The sequence below is a fragment of the Stenotrophomonas sp. CCNWLW162 genome (assembly GCF_037203745.1).
GTDB lineage: Bacteria > Pseudomonadota > Gammaproteobacteria > Xanthomonadales > Xanthomonadaceae > Stenotrophomonas > Stenotrophomonas maltophilia_AQ.
The window spans coordinates 172,442-198,666 of sequence record NZ_JBBCBL010000001.1 but is presented as its reverse complement, the minus strand read 5'-3'; the positions used below and the strand labels follow the sequence as shown (position 1 = coordinate 198,666).

The 26,225-nt window shown below is 66.2% G+C and carries 30 protein-coding genes and 1 tRNA gene; 27 read left to right on the top strand and 4 right to left on the bottom strand.

The genetic code is table 11. The annotated features are described in order from the left end of the window. Positions 1-72 precede the first annotated feature (72 nt). From kdsA to truD, 8 genes are all read left to right on the top strand, one after another. Entirely contained in the window at positions 73-903 is an 831-nt protein-coding gene (gene kdsA, locus V9K93_RS00970; RefSeq protein ID WP_337301959.1) for a 3-deoxy-8-phosphooctulonate synthase, read from the top strand. Next, positions 900-1,244: a hypothetical protein gene (locus V9K93_RS00965; RefSeq protein WP_337301958.1), complete on the top strand. Its 345-nt coding sequence runs from the start codon at positions 900-902 to the stop codon at positions 1,242-1,244. The genes kdsA and V9K93_RS00965 overlap by 4 nt, the downstream gene beginning before the upstream one ends. Next, positions 1,244-1,573 carry a hypothetical protein gene (locus V9K93_RS00960; protein ID WP_046984411.1) on the top strand — a complete coding sequence of 110 codons (330 nt, stop codon included), beginning with the start codon at positions 1,244-1,246 and terminating at the stop codon, positions 1,571-1,573. The genes V9K93_RS00965 and V9K93_RS00960 overlap by 1 nt, the downstream gene beginning before the upstream one ends. Positions 1,574-1,670: 97 nt before the next feature. After that, a complete protein-coding gene (eno, locus tag V9K93_RS00955) occupies positions 1,671-2,963 on the top strand; it encodes a phosphopyruvate hydratase (protein ID WP_136638593.1) in 1,293 nt (430 codons plus the stop codon). A 4-nt stretch (positions 2,964-2,967) separates the two neighbouring features. Further along, positions 2,968-3,321 (top strand): cell division protein FtsB, encoded by a 354-nt coding sequence (ftsB, locus tag V9K93_RS00950; protein ID WP_136638592.1) that lies wholly within the window; start codon positions 2,968-2,970, stop codon positions 3,319-3,321. Further along, positions 3,318-4,016, top strand: a complete 699-nt coding sequence (ispD, locus tag V9K93_RS00945; protein WP_046984414.1) for a 2-C-methyl-D-erythritol 4-phosphate cytidylyltransferase — start codon at positions 3,318-3,320, stop codon at positions 4,014-4,016. Before ftsB ends, ispD begins: the two co-directional genes overlap by 4 nt. 34 nt (positions 4,017-4,050) lie before the next feature. Then, positions 4,051-4,548 carry a 2-C-methyl-D-erythritol 2,4-cyclodiphosphate synthase gene (ispF, locus tag V9K93_RS00940; protein WP_337301957.1) on the top strand — a complete coding sequence of 166 codons (498 nt, stop codon included), beginning with the start codon at positions 4,051-4,053 and terminating at the stop codon, positions 4,546-4,548. Then, positions 4,545-5,576, top strand: coding sequence for a tRNA pseudouridine(13) synthase TruD (gene truD, locus V9K93_RS00935; RefSeq protein WP_253078634.1), 1,032 nt, complete (start codon positions 4,545-4,547; stop codon positions 5,574-5,576). Before ispF ends, truD begins: the two co-directional genes overlap by 4 nt. 69 nt (positions 5,577-5,645) lie before the next feature. Here truD and V9K93_RS00930 read toward each other — a convergent pair whose 3' ends face one another. Then, positions 5,646-6,185: a Smr/MutS family protein gene (locus V9K93_RS00930; RefSeq protein ID WP_046984417.1), complete on the bottom strand. Its 540-nt coding sequence runs from the start codon at positions 6,183-6,185 to the stop codon at positions 5,646-5,648. A 209-nt stretch (positions 6,186-6,394) separates the two neighbouring features. Here V9K93_RS00930 and surE point away from each other — a divergent pair, with 209 nt between their 5' ends. Genes surE through V9K93_RS00910 form a run of 4 tightly spaced genes read left to right on the top strand, consistent with a single transcriptional unit; the run spans position 6,395 to position 9,263 of the window. Further along, positions 6,395-7,174: a 5'/3'-nucleotidase SurE gene (gene surE / locus V9K93_RS00925; RefSeq protein ID WP_012510655.1), complete on the top strand. Its 780-nt coding sequence runs from the start codon at positions 6,395-6,397 to the stop codon at positions 7,172-7,174. Further along, on the top strand, positions 7,171-7,848 hold the full coding sequence (locus V9K93_RS00920) for a protein-L-isoaspartate(D-aspartate) O-methyltransferase (protein ID WP_046984418.1): 678 nt from the start codon (positions 7,171-7,173) through the stop codon (positions 7,846-7,848). The genes surE and V9K93_RS00920 overlap by 4 nt, the downstream gene beginning before the upstream one ends. Positions 7,849-7,866: 18 nt before the next feature. After that, the gene (locus V9K93_RS00915) at positions 7,867-8,481 is read left to right on the top strand and encodes a YqaA family protein (RefSeq protein WP_004152860.1); all 615 of its coding nucleotides are present in this window, start codon (positions 7,867-7,869) and stop codon (positions 8,479-8,481) included. Further along, the gene (locus V9K93_RS00910) at positions 8,478-9,263 is read left to right on the top strand and encodes a peptidoglycan DD-metalloendopeptidase family protein (protein ID WP_136638588.1); all 786 of its coding nucleotides are present in this window, start codon (positions 8,478-8,480) and stop codon (positions 9,261-9,263) included. Before V9K93_RS00915 ends, V9K93_RS00910 begins: the two co-directional genes overlap by 4 nt. Positions 9,264-9,540: 277 nt before the next feature. On the opposite strand, the gene V9K93_RS00905 is transcribed toward V9K93_RS00910, so the two are convergent. Together V9K93_RS00905 and yhbY are read right to left on the bottom strand one after the other, a co-directional pair. Further along, positions 9,541-9,915 carry an Mth938-like domain-containing protein gene (locus tag V9K93_RS00905; RefSeq protein ID WP_136638587.1) on the bottom strand — a complete coding sequence of 125 codons (375 nt, stop codon included), beginning with the start codon at positions 9,913-9,915 and terminating at the stop codon, positions 9,541-9,543. A 13-nt stretch (positions 9,916-9,928) separates the two neighbouring features. Beyond that, positions 9,929-10,234 carry a ribosome assembly RNA-binding protein YhbY gene (yhbY, locus tag V9K93_RS00900; RefSeq protein ID WP_135273104.1) on the bottom strand — a complete coding sequence of 102 codons (306 nt, stop codon included), beginning with the start codon at positions 10,232-10,234 and terminating at the stop codon, positions 9,929-9,931. A 65-nt stretch (positions 10,235-10,299) separates the two neighbouring features. Here yhbY and rlmE point away from each other — a divergent pair, with 65 nt between their 5' ends. From rlmE to V9K93_RS00825, 15 genes are all read left to right on the top strand, one after another. After that, positions 10,300-10,932 (top strand): 23S rRNA (uridine(2552)-2'-O)-methyltransferase RlmE, encoded by a 633-nt coding sequence (gene rlmE / locus V9K93_RS00895; RefSeq protein ID WP_004152870.1) that lies wholly within the window; start codon positions 10,300-10,302, stop codon positions 10,930-10,932. Between the two features lie 69 nt (positions 10,933-11,001). Further along, positions 11,002-12,936 (top strand): ATP-dependent zinc metalloprotease FtsH, encoded by a 1,935-nt coding sequence (gene ftsH / locus V9K93_RS00890; protein WP_169050334.1) that lies wholly within the window; start codon positions 11,002-11,004, stop codon positions 12,934-12,936. Between the two features lie 102 nt (positions 12,937-13,038). Further along, complete coding sequence (locus V9K93_RS00885; RefSeq protein WP_337301956.1) at positions 13,039-13,224, top strand: hypothetical protein; 186 nt, start codon at positions 13,039-13,041, stop codon at positions 13,222-13,224. A gap of 554 nt (positions 13,225-13,778) precedes the next feature. Beyond that, positions 13,779-14,675, top strand: a complete 897-nt coding sequence (gene folP / locus V9K93_RS00880) for a dihydropteroate synthase (protein WP_136638585.1) — start codon at positions 13,779-13,781, stop codon at positions 14,673-14,675. Continuing rightward, positions 14,675-15,628, top strand: a complete 954-nt coding sequence (gene miaA, locus V9K93_RS00875; RefSeq protein ID WP_337301955.1) for a tRNA (adenosine(37)-N6)-dimethylallyltransferase MiaA — start codon at positions 14,675-14,677, stop codon at positions 15,626-15,628. The genes folP and miaA overlap by 1 nt, the downstream gene beginning before the upstream one ends. A gap of 96 nt (positions 15,629-15,724) precedes the next feature. Next, positions 15,725-16,000 (top strand): RNA chaperone Hfq, encoded by a 276-nt coding sequence (gene hfq / locus V9K93_RS00870; RefSeq protein WP_004152891.1) that lies wholly within the window; start codon positions 15,725-15,727, stop codon positions 15,998-16,000. 14 nt (positions 16,001-16,014) lie between these two features. Beyond that, positions 16,015-17,325: a ribosome rescue GTPase HflX gene (hflX, locus tag V9K93_RS00865; RefSeq protein WP_136638583.1), complete on the top strand. Its 1,311-nt coding sequence runs from the start codon at positions 16,015-16,017 to the stop codon at positions 17,323-17,325. A gap of 103 nt (positions 17,326-17,428) precedes the next feature. Further along, positions 17,429-17,923: a CinA family protein gene (locus tag V9K93_RS00860; RefSeq protein WP_136638582.1), complete on the top strand. Its 495-nt coding sequence runs from the start codon at positions 17,429-17,431 to the stop codon at positions 17,921-17,923. A gap of 34 nt (positions 17,924-17,957) precedes the next feature. Then, positions 17,958-19,640, top strand: coding sequence for a 2-polyprenylphenol 6-hydroxylase (gene ubiB, locus V9K93_RS00855; RefSeq protein WP_337302152.1), 1,683 nt, complete (start codon positions 17,958-17,960; stop codon positions 19,638-19,640). A 227-nt stretch (positions 19,641-19,867) separates the two neighbouring features. After that, positions 19,868-20,503 carry a transcriptional repressor LexA gene (lexA, locus tag V9K93_RS00850; protein WP_012510665.1) on the top strand — a complete coding sequence of 212 codons (636 nt, stop codon included), beginning with the start codon at positions 19,868-19,870 and terminating at the stop codon, positions 20,501-20,503. Positions 20,504-20,707: 204 nt separating this feature from the next. Beyond that, on the top strand, positions 20,708-21,745 hold the full coding sequence (gene recA, locus V9K93_RS00845; RefSeq protein WP_012510666.1) for a recombinase RecA: 1,038 nt from the start codon (positions 20,708-20,710) through the stop codon (positions 21,743-21,745). Positions 21,746-21,855: 110 nt separating this feature from the next. Then, on the top strand, positions 21,856-22,347 hold the full coding sequence (gene recX / locus V9K93_RS00840) for a recombination regulator RecX (RefSeq protein ID WP_253078933.1): 492 nt from the start codon (positions 21,856-21,858) through the stop codon (positions 22,345-22,347). A gap of 109 nt (positions 22,348-22,456) precedes the next feature. After that, the gene (alaS, locus tag V9K93_RS00835; protein ID WP_337301954.1) at positions 22,457-25,105 is read left to right on the top strand and encodes an alanine--tRNA ligase; all 2,649 of its coding nucleotides are present in this window, start codon (positions 22,457-22,459) and stop codon (positions 25,103-25,105) included. A gap of 147 nt (positions 25,106-25,252) precedes the next feature. Then, entirely contained in the window at positions 25,253-25,456 is a 204-nt protein-coding gene (gene csrA, locus V9K93_RS00830) for a carbon storage regulator CsrA (RefSeq protein ID WP_004152909.1), read from the top strand. A 78-nt stretch (positions 25,457-25,534) separates the two neighbouring features. Next, positions 25,535-25,627 (top strand) — tRNA-Ser (locus V9K93_RS00825). A 91-nt stretch (positions 25,628-25,718) separates the two neighbouring features. On the opposite strand, the gene V9K93_RS00820 is transcribed toward V9K93_RS00825, so the two are convergent. Beyond that, the gene (locus V9K93_RS00820; RefSeq protein ID WP_136638579.1) at positions 25,719-26,180 is read right to left on the bottom strand and encodes a DUF4189 domain-containing protein; all 462 of its coding nucleotides are present in this window, start codon (positions 26,178-26,180) and stop codon (positions 25,719-25,721) included. Positions 26,181-26,225: the final 45 nt, after the last annotated feature.

Here is a 26,225-nt window from a genome sequence, read left to right as displayed (position 1 = left end):
CCGGCCCCCATCTTGCTCGCTTCAACCCCAGCGCACCGGCACTGCCGGTGTAGCGGACAACAAGGAAACGCCATGAAACTGTGTGGATTCGAGGTCGGGCTGGACCAGCCCCTGTTCCTGATCGCCGGCCCCTGCGTGATCGAGTCGATGCAGCTGCAGCTGGATACCGCCGGCAAGCTGAAGGAAGTGACCGGCAGGCTCGGTGTCAACTTCATCTTCAAGTCCAGCTTCGACAAGGCCAACCGCACCTCGGGCACCGCGTTCCGCGGCCCGGGCATGGAAGAGGGCCTGAAGGTCCTGGCCGAGGTCAAGAAGCAGATCGGCGTGCCGGTGCTGACCGACGTCCACGAATACACCCCGATGGATGAAGTGGCCTCGGTGGTGGACGTGCTGCAGACCCCGGCGTTCCTGGTCCGCCAGACCGACTTCATCCGCAAGGTGTGCTCGGCCGGCAAGCCGGTCAACATCAAGAAGGGCCAGTTCCTGGCGCCGTGGGACATGAAGCCGGTCGTGGAAAAGGCCAAGGCCACCGGCAACGAGCAGATCATGGTCTGCGAGCGCGGTGCCAGCTTCGGCTACAACAACCTGGTCAGCGACATGCGCTCGCTGGCGGTGATGCGCGATACCGGTTGCCCGGTGGTGTTCGACGCTACCCATTCGGTGCAGTTGCCGGGCGGGCAGGGCACCAGTTCCGGTGGCCAGCGCGAGCATGTGCCGGTACTGGCGCGTGCCGCGGTTGCCGTGGGCATCTCCGGCCTGTTTGCCGAAACCCATCCGGACCCGTCCAAGGCGCTGTCCGATGGCCCCAATGCATGGCCGCTGGACCAGATGGAAGCGCTGCTCGAGACCCTGATGGAGCTGGATGCAGTGACCAAGAAGCACGGCTTCTCGCGCTTCGCGTGAGTCGTGACCCGTGGACGGCGTTGGCAACCCAGCGTCGTCGCTGGCACTGGAAGCAGTGGCCGTGGGGCCTGATCGCACTTGGCCTGGCATTGCTGTCGCTGTCGGGTGCGTTCTTCATCTTCATGCTGGTGGGAGCGGCGATGCGCCCGCCCGGTGACGGCGCGGGCCTCAACCTGAAGCCCTATGTCATCACCCTCGCCGTGGCCGAACTGTTCACTGTTTCCGCCGGCATCGTTACGTCGGTGCTGGGTTGGCGACTGAACCGGGGCAGGGCGGCCGCCGCGCTTGCCATGGTCCTGCTCTCGCTGTGGCTTGGCGTGCTGCTGCACGACCTGTTCTGATGAATACGACGACACCGCCACGAGGCTGGCCCTGGGGCCTGGTCGCCCTGGGATTGTCGGTGCTCGCCTGGAGCAGCCTGTTGACCGCCGTAGTGGCCTTTGCAGCCAGCTTCCGTCCCCCGGGGGACGGCGACAACGGCGTGCAGGCCATGCAGTGGTGGGTGCTGGGCGCGCTGGTCACGCTGGTCCTGTCCTTTCTGGGCAGTCTGGTGGCGATGGTGCTGGCCTGGCGGCGGCAGCGAGGACCCATCTGGGCGGCGATTGCCGGTGCCCTGCTGGTGATGCTGGTGTCGCTGGTGCTGATCGTGATCGGGTCCAGCTGGGGCTGATGCCGATCAGGCCATTTGGCAAGCGGCGGGTAGCCGGGGATAATCACGCGGCATTCGTTTTTGTCGCCCCCTCTCCATACAGGTAACCGGCCCGACCATGAGTACGATCCGCAGCATCCATGCCCGTGAAATCCTCGACAGCCGTGGCAACCCCACGCTGGAAGCCGAAGTCACCCTGGAGGACGGTTCGTTCGGTCGCGCCGCAGTTCCCTCCGGTGCCTCCACCGGCACCAAGGAAGCGGTGGAGCTGCGCGACGGCGACAAGACCCGTTACCTGGGCAAGGGCGTGCGCAAGGCGGTCGACAACGTCAACACCACCATCGCCAACGCGCTGAAGGGCTTTGAAGCCTCCGACCAGGAAGGCCTCGACCGTCGCCTGATCGACCTCGACGGCACCGAGAACAAGGGCCGCCTCGGCGCCAACGCGCTGCTGGGTGTTTCGATGGCCGCCGCGCATGCCGCCGCTGCATCGAGCAAGCAGGCGCTGTGGCAGTACCTGGCCGCCAGGACTGGCGTGACCCCGTCGCTGCCGGTGCCGATGATGAACATCATCAACGGCGGCGCACATGCCGACAACAACGTCGACTTCCAGGAATTCATGGTGCTGCCGGTCGGCTTCACCTCGTTCTCCGAAGCCCTGCGCGCCGGCACCGAAATCTTCCATTCACTGAAGTCGGTGCTGAAGGGCCACGGCCTGAGCACGGCGGTTGGCGACGAAGGCGGCTTCGCGCCGGACTTCCGCAGCAACGTCGAGGCGCTGGACACCATCCTCGAAGCGATCGGCAAGGCCGGCTACACCGCCGGTGAAGATGTGCTGCTGGGCCTGGACGTGGCCTCCAGCGAATTCTTCGAGAACGGCAAGTACAACCTGGTCGGCGAGAACAAGCGCCTGACCTCCGAGCAGTTCGTCGACTTCCTCGCCGACTGGGCCGCGCAGTACCCGATCATCACCATCGAAGACGGCCTGGCCGAGAACGACTGGGCCGGCTGGAAGCTGCTGACCGATCGCATCGGCAAGAAGGTGCAGCTGGTGGGTGACGACCTGTTCGTGACCAACCCGAAGATCTTCCAGGAAGGCATCGACTCGGGCACCGCCAACGCGATCCTGATCAAGGTCAACCAGATCGGTACGCTCAGCGAGACCCTGGAAGCGATCGCGATGGCCGACCGCGCCGGCTATGCCGCCGTCGTCTCTCACCGCTCGGGCGAAACCGAAGACACCACCATTGCCGATATCTCGGTGGCCACCACCGCCACCCAGATCAAGACCGGCTCGCTGTGCCGCAGCGATCGCGTGGCCAAGTACAACCAGCTGCTGCGCATCGAGGAAGCTCTCGGCGCCGGCGCGCGTTACGCCGGTCGTGACGCGTTCGTTTCGCTGAAGCGCTGATCCGATGCGCGACTGGCGCTGGATGCTGCTGTTGCTGGCCCTGTTGCTGGGCTGGCTGCAGTATCGCTTCTGGTTTGGTCCGGGCAATTCGGGTGAAGTCATGATGCTCGAAGCCCAGGTCACCAACCAGGAGCGTGACAATGAGGGCCTGCAGCAGCGCAATGACGCGCTGGCTGCCGAAGTGAAGGACCTCAAGGAAGGCCAGTCCGCCATCGAAGAGCGCGCGCGCAGCGAACTGGGCATGATCAAGCCTGGCGAGAAGTTCTACCGCGTGGTCGAGGATGCACCGGTCCATCCGGTACAGCCCGCGACGGGTGTCAGCGCGCAGGCGGGCGATCATCCGGCGGACGTGCCATGAGCGCGGCGATCTGGGTGGTGGTTCCGGCCGCCGGTCGTGGCGCCCGTTTCGGTGCGCCCTTGCCCAAGCAGTACCTGCAGGCGGGTGGGCAGATCCTGCTCGCCCACACCCTGGATGCACTGCTGGCGCATCCGGCGGTGGCCGGAGCGATGGTGGTGATCGGTCCGGACGATGCCGACTGGCCGGGCTGGAGCGAATGGGCCGGCAAGCCGGTGCTGACCTGTATCGGTGGCGCTACCCGTGCGGCCTCTGTGCTGGCCGGATTGCAGGCGCTGCCGGAGACGGTGCGCGCCGATGAATTCGTGCTGGTCCACGACGCGGCGCGCCCGAACCTGTCGCCGGCCGATCTCGGCCGCCTGCTCGAAGTCGGTCGTGCCGACCCGGTCGGCGCGATTCTCGCGGCACCGGTGCGTGACACCCTCAAGCGCGCTGGCGACGATGGTGGCATCGATGGTACCGAGCCGCGCGAGCGTCTGTGGCGCGCATTGACGCCGCAGCTGTTCCGCCGCCACCAGCTCAGTCGCGCGCTGTCCGAAGCCGCTGCCGCCGGTGTGGAAGTCACCGACGAGGCCATGGCCATGGAACGCCAGGGCCAGCGCCCGCTGTTGGTCGAAGGCAGCGAGGACAACTTCAAGGTCACCACCCCGGCCGATCTGGACCGGTTTGAATTCGTACTTTCCCGCCGCGCCGGCTGATCGCCCGCGCGGCCCTGCTGCAAGGGCTGTATCCATGAGCACCGCACCGTTCCCGCCCGTCCGCATTGGCCAGGGCTACGACGTCCATGCCTTCGGTGAAGGCGACCACATCATGCTCGGCGGAGTGAACGTGCCGCACAGCTGCGGAGTGCTCGCACACAGCGATGGCGACGTGATCCTGCATGCGCTGTGCGATGCCATGCTGGGTGCGATCGCGCTGGGGGACATCGGCCAGCATTTCCCGCCCAGCGACGACCGCTGGAAGGGTGCCGACAGCAGCGATTTCGTGCGCCACTGCGACAGCCTGCTGCGCGAGCGCGGCTGGCGCGTCGGCAACACCGACATCACCGTGATCTGCGAGCGGCCGAAGGTCGGCCCTCACGCGCTGGCCATGCGCGAACGCATCAGCGAGCTGCTGCAGCTGCCGCTGGACGCGGTCAGCGTCAAGGCCACCACCTCGGAGAAGCTGGGCTTCACCGGCCGTGGCGAAGGCATCGCCGCGCAGGCGGTGGTGCTGCTGGTGGCGGCATGATTCCGCTGCCGCTCGCGTTCGGCGCGCCGCTGCTGAGCGCACGCATCCGCACCACGCCGGAAGATTTCCAGGTTGATGAACTGCCGGCCTTCGAGGCCACCGGCGAAGGTGAGCACCTGCTGCTGCACATCCGCAAGCGTGGTGCCAACACCGTGCACGTGGCCAAGCTGCTGGCCGCATGGGCTGGCCTGCCGGAAATGGCGGTGAGCTACGCCGGCATGAAGGATCGGCACGCGGTCACCACCCAGCGCTTCAGCGTGCACCTGCCCAAGCGCGTGGCGCCTGACCTGGCATCGCTGGCCAGTGATGAAATCGAAGTGATCGAATCCACCTGGCACAACCGCAAGCTGCAGCGTGGTGCGCTGGCCGGCAACCGTTTCAAGCTGGTGCTGCGCGACGTGCAGGGTGATGCCGCCGCGATCAGTGAGCGCCTGCAGCAGATCGCAGAGCGGGGCCTGCCGAACTGGTTCGGCGAGCAGCGTTTTGGCCGCGACGGTGGCAACGTGCCGGCGGCGCTGGCGATGTTCGGTGGCCGCCGCATGCGCAAGGACCAGCGTTCACTGCTGCTGTCGGCGGCCCGCTCGGCGCTGTTCAACCGCGTGCTGGCCGCGCGCGTGGAGCAGGGCAACTGGGACCAGCCGCTGGATGGCGAAGTGTGGATGCTCGATGGCAGCCGCAGCGTGTTCGGCCCCGAGCCGTACACCGATGTACTGGCCGAGCGCCTGGCGCGCTTCGACATCCACCCCAGCGCACCGCTGTGGGGCGAGGGTGAACTGCGCAGCACCGAAGCGGCACGCGCGCTGGAGCTGGCGACGCTGGATGACGACGAATCCAAGGCGCTGCGTGCCGGCCTGGAAGACGCGCGCCTGAAGCAGGAGCGCCGCGCACTGCGCCTGCGTCCAGCGTTGCTGCAGCACCAGTGGCTGGCGGATGACGTGCTGGAACTGTCGTTCGCACTGCCACCGGGCTGTTATGCCACTGCCGTGCTGCACGAGCTAGGCCCGGTCGAAGACGCCTCGCAGGCCTGACAGAAAAAGGGGACGGAGGGAATTAAGTCGTTTGTGGCACAAACGACTTAATTCCCTCCGTCCCCTTTTTCATCTGCGTGCCAGCAGCACCAGCATCGCGCCGGTGCCGCCTTGTCCGGTCGGCGCCGAATGAAACGCCAGCACGTCGTTGCGCAGCCGCAGCAGGCGATCGACCAGGTTTTTCAGTACCGGCGCACCGCCATCGGACTGCAGGCCCTTGCCGTGGATGATGCGCACGCAGCCGTATTCGTGCGCATGCGCTTCCAGCAGGAACTGGCGCAGCAACGCTTCTGCCTGCGCGGCGGTTGCACCATGCAGGTCCAGCTCGTCCTGCACCGAGTACTGGCCACGCTTGAGGCGCTGGAACACCCGCGGCGGCAGGTTGTCGCGTCGATAGCTGGCCACGTCGCCGGCTTCGAGCGGCGTACTGTCGCGCAGCAGCCGGGCGAACTCGCCAGCGGCTTCCGCCTCGTCACGCTCGGCCATGCGCGCGCGCGGTTTCGGCCGCGGCGCGGCGGGCGCCGGCTCGGCATCCTTACGCAGCGGCGTCACTTCGCCGATGGCTGCACGGAACAACGCGGCCGGATCTTCATCTTCAGGGTGCGACATGCGCACAGGGTAAACCGCCGGCGTGAGCCTGCCTATGACGATTCGAAGTCGGCCGTGACCGCCGGCAGGGTAGGACCGGCGGCTCGCATGCGGCACAATAGACGATGCCCTTGCAGGGTCGACGGCTTCCGCAGGGAAGCGCGACGGTCCCGCCCACACTGCACGGTGATGGAATCGAATTCTTGGAAAATCAAGCGGTTAAATCGAAGATGCGAATCCTGGTCAGCAATGACGATGGTGTCGACGCCGCAGGCATCCGGATGCTTGCCTCGGTCCTGCGCGAAGCCGGCCACGAAGTGACGGTGGTCGCACCCGATCGCGACCGTTCCGGCGCCAGCAACTCGCTGACCCTGGACCTGCCGATCCGCCTCAAGCGCATCGACCACTACACCGTCTCGGTAGCCGGCACGCCGACCGATTGCGTGCATCTGGCGCTGACCGGCCTGCTTGAATTCGAACCTGACATTGTCGTGTCCGGCATCAACAACGCTGCCAACCTCGGCGACGACGTGATCTATTCCGGAACCGTCTCGGCGGCGATGGAAGGTCGCTTCCTCGGCTTGCCGGCAGTAGCGGTCTCGCTGGTCAGCCGCAATCACGATCCGAAGCACTTCGAGACCGCCGCGCGTGCCGCAGTCGAGATCGTTGCCCGCCTCAAGGCCGACCCGCTGCCCGCCGACACCATCCTCAACGTCAACGTGCCGGATCTGCCGTGGAACGAGGTCAAGGGCTTCGAGGTCACCCGCCTCGGCAATCGCCATCGCGCCGAAGGCTGCATCGCGCAGAAAGACCCGCGCGGCAATGAGGTGTACTGGATCGGGCCAGCTGGCCGCGAGCAGGACTCCGGCCCCGGCACCGATTTCCATGCGGTGCGCACCGGCCACATCTCGATCACGCCGATCCAGGTCGACCTGACCCGCTACCAGGCACTGGAGAAGGTGGCCAGCTGGGTCGGCGGCCTCAGTGCTGCGCTGGACCAGCCGGCATGAGCCCGCGCCTGCGCCTGCAACCGGAAGCTGTCGGCATCGGCATGACCTCGCAACGTGTGCGTGACCGCCTGGTCGATCGCCTGCGTGAAGCGGGCATCGTCGACGAATCAACCTTGAATGCGATCAGGGTGGTGCCGCGCCATCTTTTCATCGATGAGGCGCTGGCGTCACGGGCCTACGAAGACACCGCACTGCCTATCGGCCATGGCCAGACCATTTCGCAACCCTGGGTGGTCGCTCGGATGACCGAGGCTGTCCTGCAGGTGGCACCGAAGCGGGTGCTGGAAGTGGGTACCGGTTCGGGCTACCAGGCCGCGGTGCTCGGTGCACTGGGTCTGGAGGTCTACACCGTCGAGCGCATCGGCGACCTGCTGCGCCAGGCGCGCAAGCGTTTTCGCGCGTTGGGCATGAACATCCGTACCAAGCATGATGACGGCCGCGTCGGTTGGGCCGAGCACGGTCCGTTCGATGCCATCGTGGTCACCGCAGCGGCGCCGGCGCTGGTCGATGTACTGATCGAGCAGCTCGCCGAAGGCGGCCGCCTGGTGGCCCCGGTCGGCGGCCCCAGTGCGCAGTCGCTGGTGCAGTTGGACCGCAAGGCCGACGGCAGCATCGAACAACACGTGCTGGCGCCGGTCACCTTCGTGCCGCTGCTGTCTGGCATGCTGGACTAATCCACGGAGCAGGGTTGCATGAAGATTTTCGGGCCGCTGTACGAGCGGGCGATGAAGTGGGCGGCGCACGAACGCGCGCCGACCTACCTCACGGTATTGAGTTTCTTCGAGGCGATCATTTTCCCGGTGATGCCGGAAGTGATGCTGGCGCCGATGTGCGTGGCCCAGCCCAAGCGCGGCTGGTGGTTCGCGACTCTCAGCCTGGCCGGTTCAATGGTCGGTGCGGTGGTCGGCTACGCGTTGGGTCATTTCGCCTTCGAGGCGATCAAGCCACTGTTCGAGGCACTGGGCATGCTGCCGGCGATCGAGCAGGGCATCACCACCGTGCAGGCCAAGATGGCCGAGTCGCCGTGGGCGGTGTTCACCTTCCTGGTGCTGGGCGGCTTCATGCCGATCCCGATGAAGGTCTTCACGTGGGCATCGGGTATCGTCGGCGTACCGATGCCGCAGTACCTGTTGAGCATGCTGATCGGTCGTGGCAAGCGCGTGTTCGTGCTGGCTGCGGTCATCCGTATCGGTGGTGCGCGTGCCGAAGCGGCGCTGCGCCGCTGGATTGAACCGCTGGGCTGGATCGCCACCGCGTTGGTGGTGGTGCTGATCGCCTGGCTTGTATGGAGGTCGAAGTTCGCATGAATCCTGATCGTCTGAGCAAGGGAGTGCGCATCGGCGCGCTGGCGTTGCTGGTTTCCACCCTGGCCGCCTGCGGCACCGCTACCGTGGTTCGTCCTGGTGGGGGCAGCACCGGTGGCGGCGTGACCACGCCGAAGACCTCGGTGCCCAAGCCGGGCCAGACCGTGGTCGTTCGCAAGGGTGACACCATCTATGCGCTGGCCCGCATCCACGACATCACCCCGGCTGACCTGATTGCCTGGAACAGCCTGGACAATCCCTCATCGATCCATCCGGGGCAGGTGATCCGCCTGTATCCGGCCGGTGCCAGCGGTGGCCGCGCACCGACCACGGTGGTGACCCCGCCGCGCTCCGGCGGCAGCACCGCAGGCAGTGCCGCGCCGACCACGGCGCCGGCCGGTCCGGTGAAGAGCAACATCGCCTGGCGCTGGCCGGCCGATGGCGCCGTCGTGGGCCGCTACGTGGCGGGTGATGCGACCAAGCAGGGCGTGGACATCGCGGGCACCAGTGGCCAGGCAGTCAAGGCCACCGCCAATGGCGTGGTGGTGTATTCCGGTGCCGGCCTGGTCGGCTACGGCGAGCTGATCATCATCAAGCACAGCGACCAGTGGCTGTCGGCGTACGGTCATAACCGCAAGCGCCTGGTGAATGAAGGACAGAGCGTGAAGGCTGGCGAGCAGATCGCGGAGATGGGACGTACCGGCGCGAACCGCGACATGGTCCACTTCGAGATCCGCTACAACGGCAAGCCGGTCGACCCGCAGCAGTACCTGCCGGCGCGTTGATCGTCGATTCGCCATCTGGGCGGATCCCCGGCCCGGCGTAGCACGCCGGGCGTTTGCCGTCGGCGCGGCCCATGGGCCGCAAACGCCGTCGGCGCACCCGCTACAACGGCAAGCCGGTCGACCCGCAGCAGTACCTGCCGACGCGTTGACGTTGATGGCGCCGGGCCATGCCCGGCGTCTTTCCGCCGCGAAGCGACGCCGCCCGAGCATGGGCTCGGGCGCTACAGGCTACGTGTGATCCAAGGTAGCGCCGGGCCATGCCTGGCGGCTCTGTTCCTCAGCCTTCCAGAATGAAGGCGGCAGCGACCTTACGGCCTTCGCCGGCCAGGATGTTGAAGGTGCGCGCGGCGGCCGGGTTGTTCATCACTTCCAGACCGATGCCACGGCTCAGGCACGAAGCCATCACTACCGCCGGCGGGAACACCTGGCGGTCGCCGGTGCCCAGCACGATCAGCGCCGGATTCAGTGCCAGGATCGGCTCCAGGTCGGCCAGCTGCAGCTCGGCGGCACGTGTCACCGGCCACTGCGCGACCAGCTGGTCCGGAGTCAGGAAGAAGCTGCTGCCCAGCACCTGGTCGTTGACCCTGGCCGAGCGCCCGTCGGCAGCGCGCAGGCTGTAGGCGTAATCGGGCGGTTCGTGGTTCAGCTGCATGGGAGTAGGGCGATCAGCCGCGCGGCAGCACGATCTGGCGCTGTTCCCTGCTGGGACGGTACAGCACGGCCACATGGCCGATGCGCTGCACCAACGCGCTTTCGGTGGCGGCGACGATCTCGCCGATCATCACGTCACGGGCGTCGCGGTCCTCGGCTGCGACCTTCACCTTGACCAGTTCGTGACGCTCCAGCACTTCGTTCAGCTCAGCGATGAAGGCCGGGGTCACGCCCTTGCCGCCGGTCTGCAGCAGCGCCTTCAGGTCGTGGGCTTGGCCGCGCAGGAAACGGGTCTGGGAAGCGGTCAGGGCGATGGACATGCAGGAAAACACGGTTGAATGGGGCGATCAGGGTATCATGAGGACCCCATCAGCCCCTATTTTCAATGGCTACCCGCAGCAAAAGCAGCCAGCGCTGGCTCAAGGAACACTTCTCCGACCCCTTCGTGAAGAAGGCGCAGGCCGAAGGCATGCGCTCGCGCGCCGCCTACAAGCTTGAAGAGCTGCTCGAACGTGACCGGCTGCTGAAGCCGCACATGGTCGTGGTCGACCTTGGCGCGGCCCCGGGCGGTTGGTCTCAGCAGGTTCGGAGACAGATTGGCGATACTGGCCGTGTGCTGGCCCTGGACATCCTTGACATGCCACCGCTGGCCGGCGTGGAGTTCCTTCACGGTGACTTCAGGGAAGAAACCGTCCTATCGCAGTTTGAAGCCATGCTCGGAGATCAGCCGGTAGACCTTGTGCTGTCGGACATGGCCCCCAATAAGAGTGGTGTAGGCGCGGTCGACCAGCCGCGGATGATGCACCTGGCGGAGCTGGCCCTGGATTTTGCCGACAACCACCTGAAGACCGGTGGGGCGTTCCTGATCAAGCTGTTCCAGGGCGAAGGCTTTGACGACTACGTGCGTGACATGCGCCGCCGGTACGACAAGGTCTCCATCCGCAAGCCGGAAGCCTCGCGCAAGCGCTCCCCCGAGGTGTATGCCTTGGGTCAGGGAAAACGCGCCCACATGAAGTAAGCTCGCAACGTACGCAAGTTCGACCCCAACGCAACGCCAGCACTAAGAGGAACACCGGAGCCAATGAGGATGAACGACTTGACCAAGAACCTCCTGCTATGGGTGGTCGTCGCCGTCGTGCTGATGGTGGTCTTCCAGAGCTTCTCGCCCAAGACCTCCGGGGCTGGGGCGCAGGGCGCGTCGTATTCGCAGTTCCTGGACCAGGTGGACAGCGGCAACGTGCAGAAGGTCGCCTTCGGCGGCGACATGCGCGGCGGCACCAGCCAGCTGACCTACACCACCCGTGGCGGCCAGTCGGCCACCATCACCGCACCGTTCGATCGTGACCTGATCAACGTGCTGCGCACCAAGAACGTGGAAATCGTGCAGGAAGAGCCGTCCAGCGGCATCTCCCTCGGCGCGATCCTGATGAATTTCCTGCCGGTCATCCTGATCATCGGCTTCTGGTTGTTCATCATGCGCCAGATGCAGGGCGGTGGCGGCGGTGCCAAGGGCGCGATGTCCTTCGGCAAGTCGCGCGCCAAGCTGCAGGGTGAAGACCAGATCAAGGTCACCTTCGCCGACGTCGCTGGCTGCGACGAGGCCAAGGAAGAAGTGGGCGAGCTGGTCGACTTCCTGCGCGACCCGTCCAAGTTCACCAAGCTGGGCGGCAAGATTCCGCGTGGCGTGCTGATGGTGGGTCCGCCGGGTACCGGCAAGACGCTGCTGGCCAAGGCCATCGCCGGCGAAGCCAAGGTGCCGTTCTTCTCGATCTCCGGTTCGGACTTCGTGGAAATGTTCGTCGGCGTCGGCGCCAGCCGTGTGCGCGACATGTTCGAGCAGGCCAAGAAGCACGCGCCGTGCATCATCTTCATCGATGAAATCGACGCCGTCGGCCGTCACCGTGGTGCCGGCCTGGGCGGCGGTCATGACGAGCGCGAGCAGACCCTGAACCAGCTGCTGGTCGAAATGGACGGTTTTGAAGGCGGCGAAGGCGTGATCGTGATCGCCGCGACCAACCGTCCGGACGTGCTGGACCCGGCGCTGCTGCGTCCGGGCCGTTTCGACCGCCAGGTGGTGGTCGGTCTGCCGGACGTGAAGGGCCGCGAGCACATCCTCAAGGTACACATGCGCAAGCTGCCGCTGGCTGACGACGTCGTGCCGATGGTGATCGCGCGTGGTACCCCGGGTTTCTCCGGTGCCGACCTGGCCAACCTCTGCAACGAGGCCGCCCTGTTCGCCGCCCGTGGCAACGAGAAGGAGGTCCGCATGGACCACTTCGATCGTGCCCGCGACAAGATCCTGATGGGTGCCGAGCGTCGTTCGATGGCCATGAGCGAGGAGGAGAAGACCCTCACCGCGTACCACGAAGCCGGTCACGCCATTGTCGGTCGTCTGGTGCCCGAGCACGATCCGGTCTACAAGGTCACCATCATCCCGCGCGGCCGTGCGCTGGGTGTGACCATGTACCTGCCGGAAGGCGACAAGTACTCGATGAACCGCGTGGCGATCAAGTCGCAGCTGTGCTCGCTGTACGGTGGCCGCGTGGCCGAGGAGCTGATCTTCGGTGCCGACAAAGTCACCACGGGTGCCTCCAACGACATCGAACGTGCCACCAAGATGGCCCGCAACATGGTCACCAAGTGGGGCCTGTCCGACCAGCTCGGCCCGATCGCCTATGGCGAAGAGGACGATGAGGTGTTCCTGGGCCGTTCGGTCACCCAGCACAAGAGCGTGTCCAACGACACCGCGCGCCGCATCGACGAGGAAGTGCGCAACATCCTCGACGAGGCTTACGCACGCACCACCGAGCTGATGACGGCCAACCTGGACAAGCTGCACGCGATGTCCCAGCTGCTGCTGCAGTACGAAACCATCGATGCGCCGCAGATCGACGCCATCATGGAAGGCCGCGATCCGCCGCCGCCGGCCGGCTGGAACAAGTCGAACAAGGATGGTGGCAACGACAAGGGTGGTGACGCCCGTCCGCTGCCGCCGATCGCAGGCCCGGCCGAGTCGCACTGACGGCCCGCTGCAGGTAGTACCAGACGAGGCCGGGGCAACCCGGCCTCGTTGTTTCCGGGCCACTGGCCCATCCCGAAGAACCGTTCTGATGCTGGAGCCCGCATGTCCACCCCGAAGCCCGATCCGATTTCCCACACCGTCGAGATGATCATCGCCACCGTGGTCGGCGTGGGTGTAGGCCTTGGTGCCGACAACCTACTGCTGGGCTGCGTGGTGGGTATCGGTGTCGGCATCGTGCTGAGCATCGCCAAGACCCTGTACGTGGACCGCAAGCGCCGCCGCCGTTGATGGGTATCGGCAGGGCTGCGCCCTGCACCTGCTACGAGCCGGAGCAACAGCAACAGCTACAGCTACATTCCGTGGGATGGCGGGGCGGTGTCGGAGTGCGGGGACGCCGCGAGTACGTCCCTGTAGGCTTGGCAGCCGCATCCATGCGGCTGACACCCCGCACTCCGACACCGCCCCACCTCTGACAGATTTCGGGAGCTGTTGGTAGGTGTCGACCTTGGTCGACACATCTGTCAGATATCGATGTACAAGAATGGGGTCAGATCCGTTTTCCGCAGGAAAACGGATCTGACCCCAAGAGCTGCTCCGAAAGATCGCAGAAATCTGTCGAAGGCGGGGTGGGGCCGGTTGCGGGAGTGTCCGCGGCATGGATGCCGCGGCCAAGCCCCCATGGATGGGTTTACGGCGTCTCCCGCAACCGGACCCACCCCGGCTACCCTCAGGAAACCAGCTTCTGCTGTTGCTTGGGCTCTTGCTGTGGCCGTTGCCTCTGCGGGTGCAGGGCGCCGCCCTGCCGAACTAAACTACCCGCCGTTGTCCCTGCAGGATTGCCCATGTTCGATACCTCGCCCCAGCTCGATTGCGCCGGCCGCATTCTGCGCCTCGACCGTGCCCGGGTCATGGGCATCGTCAACGTCACCCCGGACTCGTTCTCCGATGGCGGCGCGCACGACACCACCGAGGCCGCGGTCGCACATGGCCTCAAACTGGTCGAGGAGGGCGCGGACCTGCTGGACATCGGCGGCGAATCGACCCGGCCGGGCGCTGCGCCGGTATCGGTGGAGGAGGAGCTGCGCCGGGTGATTCCGGTGATCGAGCAGCTGGCTGCCCGAACCCAGGTGCCGATCAGCATCGACACCTTCAAGCCCGACGTGATGCGGGCGGCAGTGGCGGCCGGCGCCGGCATGATCAACGACATCTTCGGCCTGCGCCAGGAAGGCGCATTGGACGCGGCTGCCGAGGCCGGCGTGCCGGTGGTGCTGATGCACATGCAGGGCGAGCCGGGCCACATGCAGGCCGATCCGCATTACGACGACGTGGTCGCCGAGGTGCACGGTTTCCTGGTGCAGCGCCTGTTCGCTGCCGAGATGGCGGGCATCGAGAAGAAAAACCTGCTGATCGACCTCGGCTTCGGCTTTGGCAAGACCACCGCCCACAACATGACCCTGCTGGCGCGTTCGGAGCGCTTCCTGGAACTGGGCGTGCCGATGCTGGCTGGCCTGTCGCGCAAGCGCAGCCTGGGTGAACTGACCGGTCGCGACACGCCGTCTGAGCGAGTGGCCGCTTCGGTTGCCGCGCACCTGATCGCAGTTCAGCGAGGTGCGGGCATCGTGCGCGTGCATGACGTGGCCGCCACGGTCGACGCACTGAAGATCTGGCAGGCAGTGGAGGCCGTACCGACGCCGCGCGCCGACGCCACGCCGACGATCCGCTGGCCGGACGAAGACTGATGGGGATCGACCAGCGGCCGCTGGCGATCGCCGTGATGGGACCGACCGCCAGTGGCAAGACCGCGACTGCGATCGCCCTGGCCCGGCAGCTGGATGGCGAGATCGTGAGCGTCGATTCGGCACTGGTCTATCGCCACCTGGACATCGGCTCGGCCAAGCCCGATGCGGCCGAGCGTGCGCAGGCGCCGCACCACCTGCTGGATCTGCGCGATCCCTGGCAGACCTATTCGGCGGCCGAGTTCGCGGCCGATGCCGGTCGCGTCGTGTCCGACATCCTGGCGCGCGGCAAGATGCCGATCCTGGCCGGCGGCACCGGGTTGTACTTCCGCGCCTTGTTGCAGGGCCTGTCGCCGATGCCGGAGGCCGATCCGGCGACGCGCGAAGCGCTCAGCGCCGAAGCCGCCGAACGCGGCTGGGCGGCACTGCATGCGGAACTGGCCAAGGTTGATCCGGCGGCCGCCGCACGCATCCATGCCACCGACCCGCAGCGCATCCAGCGGGCGCTGGAGGTCTATCGCCTGACCGGTACCCCCATCACGGAGTGGCAGCGCCGGCCGGGCGTGGCGCCGTTGCCGGTGCGCACGCTCAAGCTGGTCCTGGCCCCGCGTGACCGCGCGGTACTGCACCAGCGCATCGAGGCGCGCTTCGACGCCATGCTGGCGCAGGGTTTCCTTGACGAGGTGCGGGCGCTGCGCGCGATGCCGGAATTGGCCGCCGCGGAGGCGCCACTGGACCTGCCGGCTGTGCGCGCGGTCGGCTATCGCCAGGCTTGGGAGTACCTGGACGGGCAGGGCGATGCCGCCCGCTTCCGTGACAAGGCGATCTTCGCCACCCGGCAGCTGGCCAAGCGCCAGCTGACCTGGCTGCGCGGTGAACTTGATGCGCGCTGGTTCGACCCCCATATCGACCGGGAGCGCCTTGCCGGCGCGGTGTCGACCTTCGTCGCACGCTGAACCCCCGCCAGCCGTGTAACATCATCGGTCGGTGGGCGGCTCGGGGGCCGCGGCAACCGTCGGCAACCCAATAAGAACAATAATCAGGAGTGTGCAATGTCCAAGGGACAATCGCTGCAGGATCCTTTCTTGAACGCACTGCGGCGCGAGCGCGTGCCGGTTTCGGTGTACCTGGTCAACGGTATCAAGCTGCAGGGCACGATCGAGTCGTTCGACCAGTTTGTGGTCCTGCTGCGCAACACGGTCAGCCAGATGGTCTACAAGCACGCCATTTCCACGGTGGTACCGGCACGCAACGTGAAGGTCGGACCGGGTGGTGGCTATGTGCAGTCGGGTGAAGGTGGTCAGGCGGGTGATGAAGCAGACGAGTAAGACTGGAGCGGTGAATGTTTGACCGCTCGAAAAAGGGCGAACACGCCCTCTTGATCCAGCCGCATTTCGGCAAGCTGGAAGACGATGTGCTGGAAGAGTTCGGTGATCTGGCCCGCTCGGCTGGGGCCAGCATCGCCGCCACGATCACCGCGCGCCTGGATCGGCCCAATCCGTCGACCCTGATCGGCAGCGGCAAGCTGGACGAGATCAAGGCTGCCGCAGATGCGTCTGGCGCCGACCTGATCCTGGTGAACCATGCGTTGAGCCCGGGCCAGGAGCGCAACCTGGAGCGCTTCCTCGAACGCCGGGTGATCGACCGTACCGGCCTGATCCTGGACATCTTCGCCCAGCGTGCGCACAGCCACGAAGGCAAGCTGCAGGTCGAGCTGGCGCAGCTGCGCCACCTGGCTACGCGGCTGGTACGCGGCTGGACCCACCTGGAGCGCCAGCGCGGCGGTTCCATCGGCCTGCGTGGCCCGGGTGAAACCCAGCTGGAAACCGATCGCCGCCTGCTGCAGAAGCGGGTGGAACAGCTGCAGAAGCGGCTGGAAAAGGTGGAAGTGCAGCGCACCCAGATGCGCCGCGCCCGCGTGCGCAGCGAGCTGCCGCGCGTGGCCCTGGTGGGCTACACCAACGCCGGCAAGTCGACCCTGTTCAACGCCATGACCGGTGCCGAGGCTTACGCTGCGGACCAGTTGTTCGCGACCCTGGATCCGACCGTACGCCGCATCGCGGTGCCGGGCGGCAACGTGGTGCTGGCCGACACCGTCGGCTTCGTCCGTGATCTGCCGCATGATCTGGTCGCCGCGTTCCGCTCGACCCTGTCCGAGGCGCGCGAGGCCGACTTCCTGCTGCACGTGGTTGATGCCGCCGATCCGCACCGCGAGGAGCGCATCGCCCAGGTGGACGAGGTACTGACCGCGGTCGGTGCCGGCGATCTGCCGCAGCTGCTGGTGTTCAACAAGATCGACCGCATCGACGGTGCAGACGTCCGCCACGATGGCCAGGACGGCGTTCCCGACGAGTCGCGCCGCGAGCGGGTGTGGATTTCCGCACGCGATGGACTGGGCCTGGAACTGCTGCAGAGCGTGCTGGGCAAGCGCCTTGGCCTGCAGCACGTGACCGGTGAGCTGCGCCTGCCGCCGGATGCCGGCCGCCTGCGTGCGCGCCTGCACCAGCTGGAGGTGATCCGCAGCGAGCAGACCGATGAAGACGGCTGGCTGCTGCAGGTCGACCTGCCGATCGCCGAAGCCGAGAAGCTGGCGGCCAGTGCGGACGGCGCGCCGATCCGGGCGCTGCTGCCGGAAAAGCTGCCGGAGTGGTGAGGTAGCGCCGGGCCCTGCCTGGCGGCTGCCGTCACGGCGGCCCGCGACACGCGGCCGTCATCTGCGGTACAACGTGCAGGTTCTTCACCCCACCGTCATGCCGATGTCCATTCCCACCGACGCTGAACTCAATGCCCTGTCCGCCGCGCTCGGGCAGCGCCTGCAGCAGGTCTCGCTGCAGCTGGTGACCGCCGAGAGCTGCAGTGGCGGCTGGATCGCCAAGTGCATGACCGACATCGCCGGTTCCTCGGCGTTCTTCGACTGTGGCATGGTGGTCTACAGCTACGAGGCCAAGCAGCGCCTGCTCGGCGTGCGCGCGCAGACCCTGGAGCAGTTTGGTGCGGTCAGCCGCGAAACCGTGTTGGAGATGGTGTCCGGTGCGCTGGTCAATTCCGGCGCCGGCATCGCCGTGGCGGTGACGGGTATCGCTGGCCCTGGTGGCGGTAGCCCTGACAAGCCGGTCGGCAGCGTCTGGATCGGCTGGAAGCGCCGTGGAGGTTACGCCCGCGCCGAGTTGTTCCAGTTCGATGGCGACCGCGAAGCCATCCGCCGGCAAACCGTGTCCGCGGCATTGCGCGGTATCGACGCCCAGCTGTGACATGCTGCTCCGGTAATCGTCCGGAGCACGCATGATGTGGGAAACGCTGGGCACGGTCCGTGACCTGGGCCGACTGCAGGAAATTGCCGTCGTCCTGATCCGCTATGGCTTCGGCGATGTGGTGCGGCGCATCGGCCTGGCCACGGTGCTGGAGCGGGCAGGGCGCCTGCTGCACTGGAACGAAGAGCGCCAGGAACTGCTGCGGATGACCGCACCGGTGCGCGTGCGCAGCGCCATGCAGGATCTCGGCCCAACCTTCGTCAAGCTTGGCCAGGTGCTGGCGACGCGCGTCGACCTGCTGCCGCCGGAATGGATCGCCGAGCTTTCCGAACTGCAGAACGCGGTGCCGGCCTTGCCGTATGCGGACATCCGCGAGCAGCTCGAGTCCGACCTCGGTGCGTCGCCGCAGGACGTGTTCGCCTTCCTCGATGAAACGCCCATGGCTGCGGCTTCACTGGCGCAGGCCCATCGCGCGCGCCTGCAGGACGGCCGGGAGGTGGTGCTGAAAGTGCGCCGGCCTGGTATCCGTGACGTGGTCGAGGCCGACCTGCGGCTGCTGGCGCGCCTGGCCGAGATCGTCGAGGCGCGCCTTCCCGATCTGCGTCGTTACCGCCCGGCCGAGGTTGTGCAGCAGTTCACCGTGTCGCTGCGCCGCGAGCTGGATTTCGCCGCCGAATGCCGCAATGCCGAGCGCATCGCGCGCAACTTCAAAGGCCGCGACGATATCCTGATTCCCAGCGTGCATTGGCAGTGGACCTGCGAAAGCCTGAATGTGCAGGACTTCGTTGATGGCATTCCCGGCCGCGACCTGGCCGGCGTCGACGCCGCAGGGCTGGACCGGCGCGAACTGGCGCGGCGTGGTGCCGACATCGTGCTGAAGATGGTGCTGGAGGACGGCAGCTTCCACGCCGATCCGCATCCGGGAAACATCATCTACCTGCGCGACGGCCGCATCGGCGTGATCGATTTCGGCATGGTCGGTGCGCTGTCCGAAGTGCGTCGTTTCCAGGTCGCGCAGCTGCTGCACGGGCTGGTCGAGCAGGACCCGCAGGGCGTGGCCGACGTGCTGCTGGACTGGGCCGGCGGCGTGGAAGTGGACGAAAACCGGCTGCAGCACGACATCAGCCAGTTCGTCGACCAGTACCGGGGCGTGCCACTGAAGGACCTGCGCATCGGCCTGATGCTGGGCGACATCACCCAGCTGCTGCGCAGCTACAGCCTGACCCTGCCGGCCGACCTGGCGCTGATGATCAAGGCGTTCCTGACCCTGGAAGGCATGGGCCGGCAGCTGGACCCGGATTTCGACATGGCCAGCGCCGCGCGCCCGTTCCTGGAGCGGGTGGTGCTGCAGCGCTATGCGCCCAAGGCGCTGCTCAAGCGTGGCCGGCGCAGCCTGCTGGGCCTGGTTGATTTCGCCGGCGAACTGCCCCGTGACCTGCGCAAGCTGGTCCAGGCCGCACGCCGTGGGCGCCTGCAGCTGAAGGTGGAAACCACGGCGTTGCAGGGCTTCGGCGAACAGGTCAACCGCGCCGCCAACCGGCTGGTGATGGGCATCGTCACCGCCGCTCTGATCATCGGCTCATCCATCGTGATGCACAGCGTCGGCGGGGTTTCCAGCCGCTGGCTGCTGGCGCTGGGCGTATGCGGTTTCATCGGCGCCGGCTTCTGCGGCGTGTGGATCCTGTTTTCGATATGGAGAAGCGGCAAGCACACCTAGTGTGCTTGCCGCAGCGGTTCCCAACGGGAACCGCGGAATCGCTGCGCGATTCCTGTAGAGCCGACCGCTGGTCGGCTGCTCTTGCTTTTGCCCCTACCAGCTGGGCCATGCCCGGCGACGGCACCGAGCATGGCTCGGCGCCATAGGTCGTTCCCCGTCAGTCCTGCAGCCCGCCGTGTCGCAACCAGCACTTGCAGTCCCGTGCGTTAGTAGTAATACTACTAATCATGGACCTGACCGACACCCAGCAGGCGATCCTGCAGTTGATCGCCGAGCGTATCGAGAGCGAAGGCGCACCGCCGTCGCAGACTGAAATCGCGCGTGCATTCGGCTTCAAGGGCGTCCGCGCGGCCCAGTACCACCTGGAAGCCCTGGAGCAGGCCGGTGCGATCCGTCGCATTCCGGGCCAGGCCCGAGGCATCCGCCTGGTGCAGGCGCCACCGCTGGAGAAGCTGGCCGAGCCGGGCCTGCCCGACAACGTTCTGCGCCTGCCGGTGCTCGGCCGGGTCGCAGCAGGTCTGCCGATCGGTGCCGACATCGGCTCGGATGATTTCGTGGTGCTGGACCGGGTGTTCTTCTCGCCGGCGCCGGATTACCTGCTCAAGGTGCAGGGCGATTCGATGATCGACGAGGGCATCTTCGACGGTGACCTGATCGGCGTGCACCGCACCCGCGATGCCCATTCCGGGCAGATCGTGGTGGCCCGCATCGATGACGAGATCACCGTCAAGCTGCTGAAGATCGCCAAGGACCGTATCCGCCTGCTGCCACGCAACCCCGACTACAAGCCGATCGAGGTGCTGCCGGACCAGGACTTCTCGATCGAAGGCCTCTATTGCGGCCTGTTACGACCCAACCGTTGACCTGTTCCATAGCGCATTACCCCGCGGTCTTTTGTGGCGATTCTCTGGTTCCACTGAGGTTGGTACGGATGTCCGATAATTCTTTTCAGAGCGCCGGGCAGAATCTCAGCCTGTGCGATACGTCCGACTTAAAGTGAACCCATGGCAAAGAAGACCCCCAAAGACAGCACCTCCAACGACACGACCTCTGCAAGGACCAATCCGATGGACGAGAACAAGAAGCGCGCCCTCGCTGCAGCTCTGGGCCAGATCGAAAAGCAGTTCGGCAAGGGCTCGGTGATGCGCATGGGCGACCGCGTGGTCGAACCCGTCGAAGCCATTCCGACCGGTTCGCTGATGCTCGACATCGCGCTGGGTATTGGTGGCCTGCCGAAGGGCCGTGTCGTTGAGATCTATGGTCCGGAGTCGTCGGGCAAGACCACCTTGACCCTGCAGGCCATCGCCGAGTGCCAGAAGCTGGGCGGCACTGCAGCCTTCATCGACGCCGAGCATGCGCTGGATCCGATCTACGCCGCCAAGCTGGGCGTCAACGTGGACGACCTGCTGCTGTCGCAGCCGGACACCGGCGAGCAGGCGCTGGAAATCGCCGACATGCTGGTCCGTTCGGGCTCGGTGGACATCCTGGTGGTCGACTCGGTTGCCGCGCTGACCCCGAAGGCCGAAATCGAAGGCGAGATGGGCGACCAGCTGCCGGGTCTGCAGGCCCGCCTGATGAGCCAGGCGCTGCGCAAGCTGACCGGCAACATCAAGCGCTCCAACACCCTGGTGGTCTTCATCAACCAGCTGCGCATGAAGATCGGCGTGATGATGCCGGGCCAGAGCCCGGAAGTGACCACTGGCGGCAACGCGCTGAAGTTCTATGCCTCGGTGCGTCTGGATATCCGCCGTATCGGCGCGATCAAGAAGGGCGACGAGATCATCGGCAACCAGACCAAGATCAAGGTCGTCAAGAACAAGCTGGCGCCGCCGTTCAAGCAGGTCATCACCGAGATCCTGTATGGCGAAGGCATCAGCCGCGAAGGCGAACTGATCGACATGGGCGTGGATGCCAAGCTGGTCGAGAAGGCCGGCGCTTGGTACAGCTACGGCGAAGAGCGTATCGGCCAGGGCAAGGACAATGCCCGTGGCTACCTGCGCGACAACCCGACCGTCGCCGCCAAGCTCGAAGCCGAGCTGCGCGAGAAGTTCCAGCCGTCTGAAGCTGCCCGCGAAGAAGGCGACGACGAAGGCGACGACGAATAAGGCTTGCTGTGGGGCAGGGTGGCGCCGTCAGTGACGTCGCCCTGCTCCGCAGGTTCGAATCGCCCATGGACGGGCAGGGCGCCACGGATGGCGCCACCCCTGGAGCACCGATGTCCGACGCCGAAGACATTCCCGCCGGCCGCAAGCGACGGCCGCGTGAGCAGACCCCCGTACAACGGGCGCTGGGCCTGCTGGTCCGCCGCGAACACTCGCGCAAAGAGCTGACCCGCAAACTGACCGCCCGTGGCATCGAGGATGAGGCCGCGCAAGCCGCTGTTGCCAAGCTGACCGAGGCGGGCTGGCAGGATGACACCCGCTTTGCCGAGAACCTGGTGCGGATGCGTGCCAATACCGGCTACGGGCCGATCCACGTGCGCGCCGAGCTCGGCACCCATGGCCTGGACAGCGAGGCGATCGCCGCGGCAATGGACAGTTATGAAGGCGACTGGCAGGAGAACGCCCGCGACCTGGTCCGCCGCCGCTTCGGCGAAACCGGCCCGCAGGACCTGGCGCAGCGTCGCAAGGCTGCGGACCTGCTGGCCCGACGGGGCTTCGACGGGGACAGCATCCGCCGCGCGACCCGCTACGACCCGGATGACTGAGACTGGCGGCGCCGGGCCTGATACCCTTTAGGTTTTCGGCGGTCCCGCGCGACCCTGGCCATTGCGGCCGGTGGTCCGGGTCCGCCGGCCCGCCGACTGCCAGCCCCCAATGAACGCATCCGCCAAATTCACGACTTCCCAGATCCGCAGCGACTTCCTTGAATTCTTCAAGGGCAAAGGCCACACCATCGTGCCGTCGGCGCCGCTGGTGCCGGGCAATGATCCGACCCTGCTGTTCACCAATTCCGGCATGGTGCAGTTCAAGGACGTGTTCCTTGGCGCGGAGAAGCGCAGCTACGTGCGCGCGGCCGACGTCCAGCGCTGCCTGCGCGCCGGCGGCAAGCACAACGACCTTGACCAGGTCGGCTACACCGCACGTCACCATACTTTCTTCGAAATGCTGGGCAACTGGTCCTTCGGCGACTACTTCAAGAAGGACGCGATCGCCTGGGCATGGGAGCTGCTGACCCAGGTCTGGAAACTGCCGGCCGAACGCCTGCTGGTCACCGTCTACCAGACCGACGACGAAGCGTATGCGCTGTGGCGCGACATGGTCGGCATCCCGGAAGAGCGCATCGTGCGCATCGGTGACAACAAGGGTGCGCCGTTTGCCTCGGACAATTTCTGGCAGATGGCCGATACCGGCCCGTGCGGCCCGTGCACCGAGATCTTCTACGACCACGGCGACCACATCGCCGGTGGCCCCCCGGGTTCCCCGGATGAAGACGGCGACCGCTTCATCGAAATCTGGAACCTGGTGTTCATGCAGTTCGATCGCCAGCCCGACGGCACCCTGGTGCCGCTGCCGGCACCGTGCGTGGATACCGGCATGGGCCTGGAACGCCTGGCGGCGATCCTGCAGCACGTGCACACCAATTACGAGATCGACCTGTTCCAGGCGCTGATCCGCAAGGCGTCCGAGCTGACCGGCACCGCCGATCTGGAGAACAAGTCGCTGCGGGTGATCGCCGATCACATCCGTGCCTGCTCGTTCCTGATCGTCGACGGCGTGCTGCCGTCCAACGAAGGCCGCGGCTACGTGCTGCGCCGTATCATCCGCCGCGCCCTGCGTCACGGCTGGATGCTGGGCGTGCGCCAGCCGTTCTTCAGCAAGCTGGTGCCGACTCTGGTCGAGCAGATGGGCGAGGCCTATCCGGAACTGCCGGCGGCGGTCGATACCGTCACCCGTGCGCTGCAGGCCGAAGAAGAGCGTTTCGCTGAAACCCTCGACGCCGGCATGAAGATCTTCGAAGACGTTGCCGGCAAGGCCAGCAATGGCGTGATCCCCGGCGTTGATGCGTTCCGCCTGTACGACACCTATGGCTTCCCGCTCGACCTGACCCAGGACATCGCCCGCGAGCGCGACCTGACCGTCGACATCGCCGGCTTCGATGCGGCGATGGAGCAGCAGCGCGAAACCGCGCGCGCGGCCGGCAAGTTCGGCGGTGGCGTGACCCTGCCGGCCGAGCTGGTGGCAACCCTCAGCCCGACCCGCTTCCTCGGCTACGACCGCCTGCAGGCCGATGACCTGACCGTGCTGGCCGTGCTCAAGGACGGCCGTCCGGTGCAGTCGGCCAATGCCGGTGATGCGGTCATCGTGATCACCAGCCAGACCCCGTTCTACGCCGAGTCCGGCGGCCAGGTCGGCGACACCGGCGTGCTGACCGGCAACGGCGTGCGCCTGGCGGTGGACGACACCCAGAAGTTCGCCGGCCAGTTCCATGGCCACGTCGGCACCCTGTCCGAAGGCGGCCTGAAGGTTGGTGACGTGCTGTCCGGCCAGGTCGATGGCGAGCGTCGCAGCGCCACCATCCTCAACCACTCCGCCACCCACCTGCTGCATGCCGCCCTGCGCGAAGTGCTGGGCACCCACGTGCAGCAGAAGGGCTCGCTGGTGGCGCCGGACCGCCTGCGCTTTGACTTCTCGCACTTCCAGCCGATCAGCGCGGAAGAGCTGGCGGTGATCGAGCGCAAGGTCAATCAGCAGGTGCGTGCCAACAACGCTGCCGAAGTGCACAACATGGGCATGCAGGAAGCGCTGGACTTCGGCGCGATGGCCCTGTTCGGCGAGAAGTACGGTGAGCACGTGCGCGTGCTGAAGATGGGTGACTACTCCACCGAGCTGTGCGGCGGTACCCACGTCAACCGTACCGGCGACATCGGCCTGTTCAAGATCACCTCCGAGGGCGGCGTCTCCGCCGGCGTGCGCCGCATCGAGGCGGTCACCGGCCAGGGTGCGCTGGACTACGTGGATGCCGAAGAGGCCCGCCTGGCCGAGGCCGCCGAACTGCTTGGCGGCAGCGCTGCCGACGTGGTGGAGAAGATCCGCGCCCTTGGCCAGCGCCAGAAGCAGCTGGAACGCGAGCTGGAGTCCGTGAAGGCCAAGGTTGCCGCTGGCGCCACCGCTGACCTGTCCGGCCAGGCCGTCGAGGTCGCCGGTGTGAAGGTGCTGGCGGCTCGCCTGGAAGGTTTCGACGCCAAGGCCCTGCGTGACGCCATGGACCGCCTGAAGCAGCAGTTGGGCGACGCGGTGATCGTGCTGGCCGGTGCCCAGGACGGCAAGGCCGCCCTGGTCGCGGGTGTGAACGGCAGCGCAATGGGCAAGGTCAAGGCCGGGGAACTGTTGTCCCATATCGCCAGTCAGATCGGGGGCAAGGGCGGCGGACGCCCGGACCTCGCCCAGGGTGGTGGCGAGGACGGGCCCGCCCTTGCCACTGCGCTGGCTGCCGTCGTCGAATGGGTCAGCCCCCGCCTGTGATGAACCGCGCCGTCCCCCTCCTTGTAGGAGCGGGACGGCTGACGGTACCATTGCGAATCTTTTCCCTTTGTCGTGGTAGCGCTTCTTGACGGAGCGTCAAGCCGGTGGGGGATACCCTTCCACACGGTTCCATGGAGACTTACAAAAATGTTGATCCTGACTCGCCGCGTCGGCGAAACCCTGATGATCGGTGACTCGGTGAGCGTCACCGTGCTTGGCGTCAAGGGTAACCAGGTGCGTATCGGCATCACTGCGCCGAAGGACGTCGCTGTGCATCGCGAAGAGATCTACCAGCGCATCCAGCGTGGTGACGAAGCCGGTGGCACCGGCAGTGAAAATTCTGCCGAATAACGCTTTACCTTCGCACTCGATTAACGTTATGATTCACGCCCCGCTGAGGTGCAACGCACCAGACGCGGAGAAAACCCCGGAGTGATGCCCGAGCGGCTGAAGGGGCTCCCCTGCTAAGGGAGTATAGGGTCAAAAGCTCTATCGAGGGTTCGAATCCCTCTCACTCCGCCAGATACAAAGAAGCGCCTGCAGATCGTCGATCTGCAGGCGTTTTTCTTTATCTGATGTTCGAAAAGGCAGATCGGCGCAGAGCTGCGTATGCCTAATCCACTGTCCCGATCCTGGGCTGCGATCGGGGCGTTGGTGTTGGCGTTGCCGCAGGCGCTGGGGCTGGTGCGCCAGGGAGCACTGGCGGTTCAAGCTCGGGAGTTGGCGTTTCCCGCCACAGCATCGAAAGGGTGCAGTCGTTGGCACGTTCCCTGCACATCTTTTCTGCCTTCCTCTGCGCGGCTTCCGGGGTCTTCTCACCCAGAGCAAAACCCAACGCAATCGTGCCTGTGGCAATGGCCGAATAGCCTTCGCTGGACGTACTGGCGGACTGACCGCAATTGCGGGATCGCGCTGCGCAGTAGTGCAGCGACTGCTGCATCGCGCTGGTCAGGGAGCGCTGATTCATCGAATAGCCGAAGCGACCATCCTTGTCGTAGGTGATCGCAGAGGCGGCGTTTGCGCCTGATGAGACGGACAGCAACAGCCCAAGTGAAACCATCTGCATCCAGTTCATTGCACTCTCCCTTTTTGCCGATGGTGGATCAAGCGGGGTTCGAGG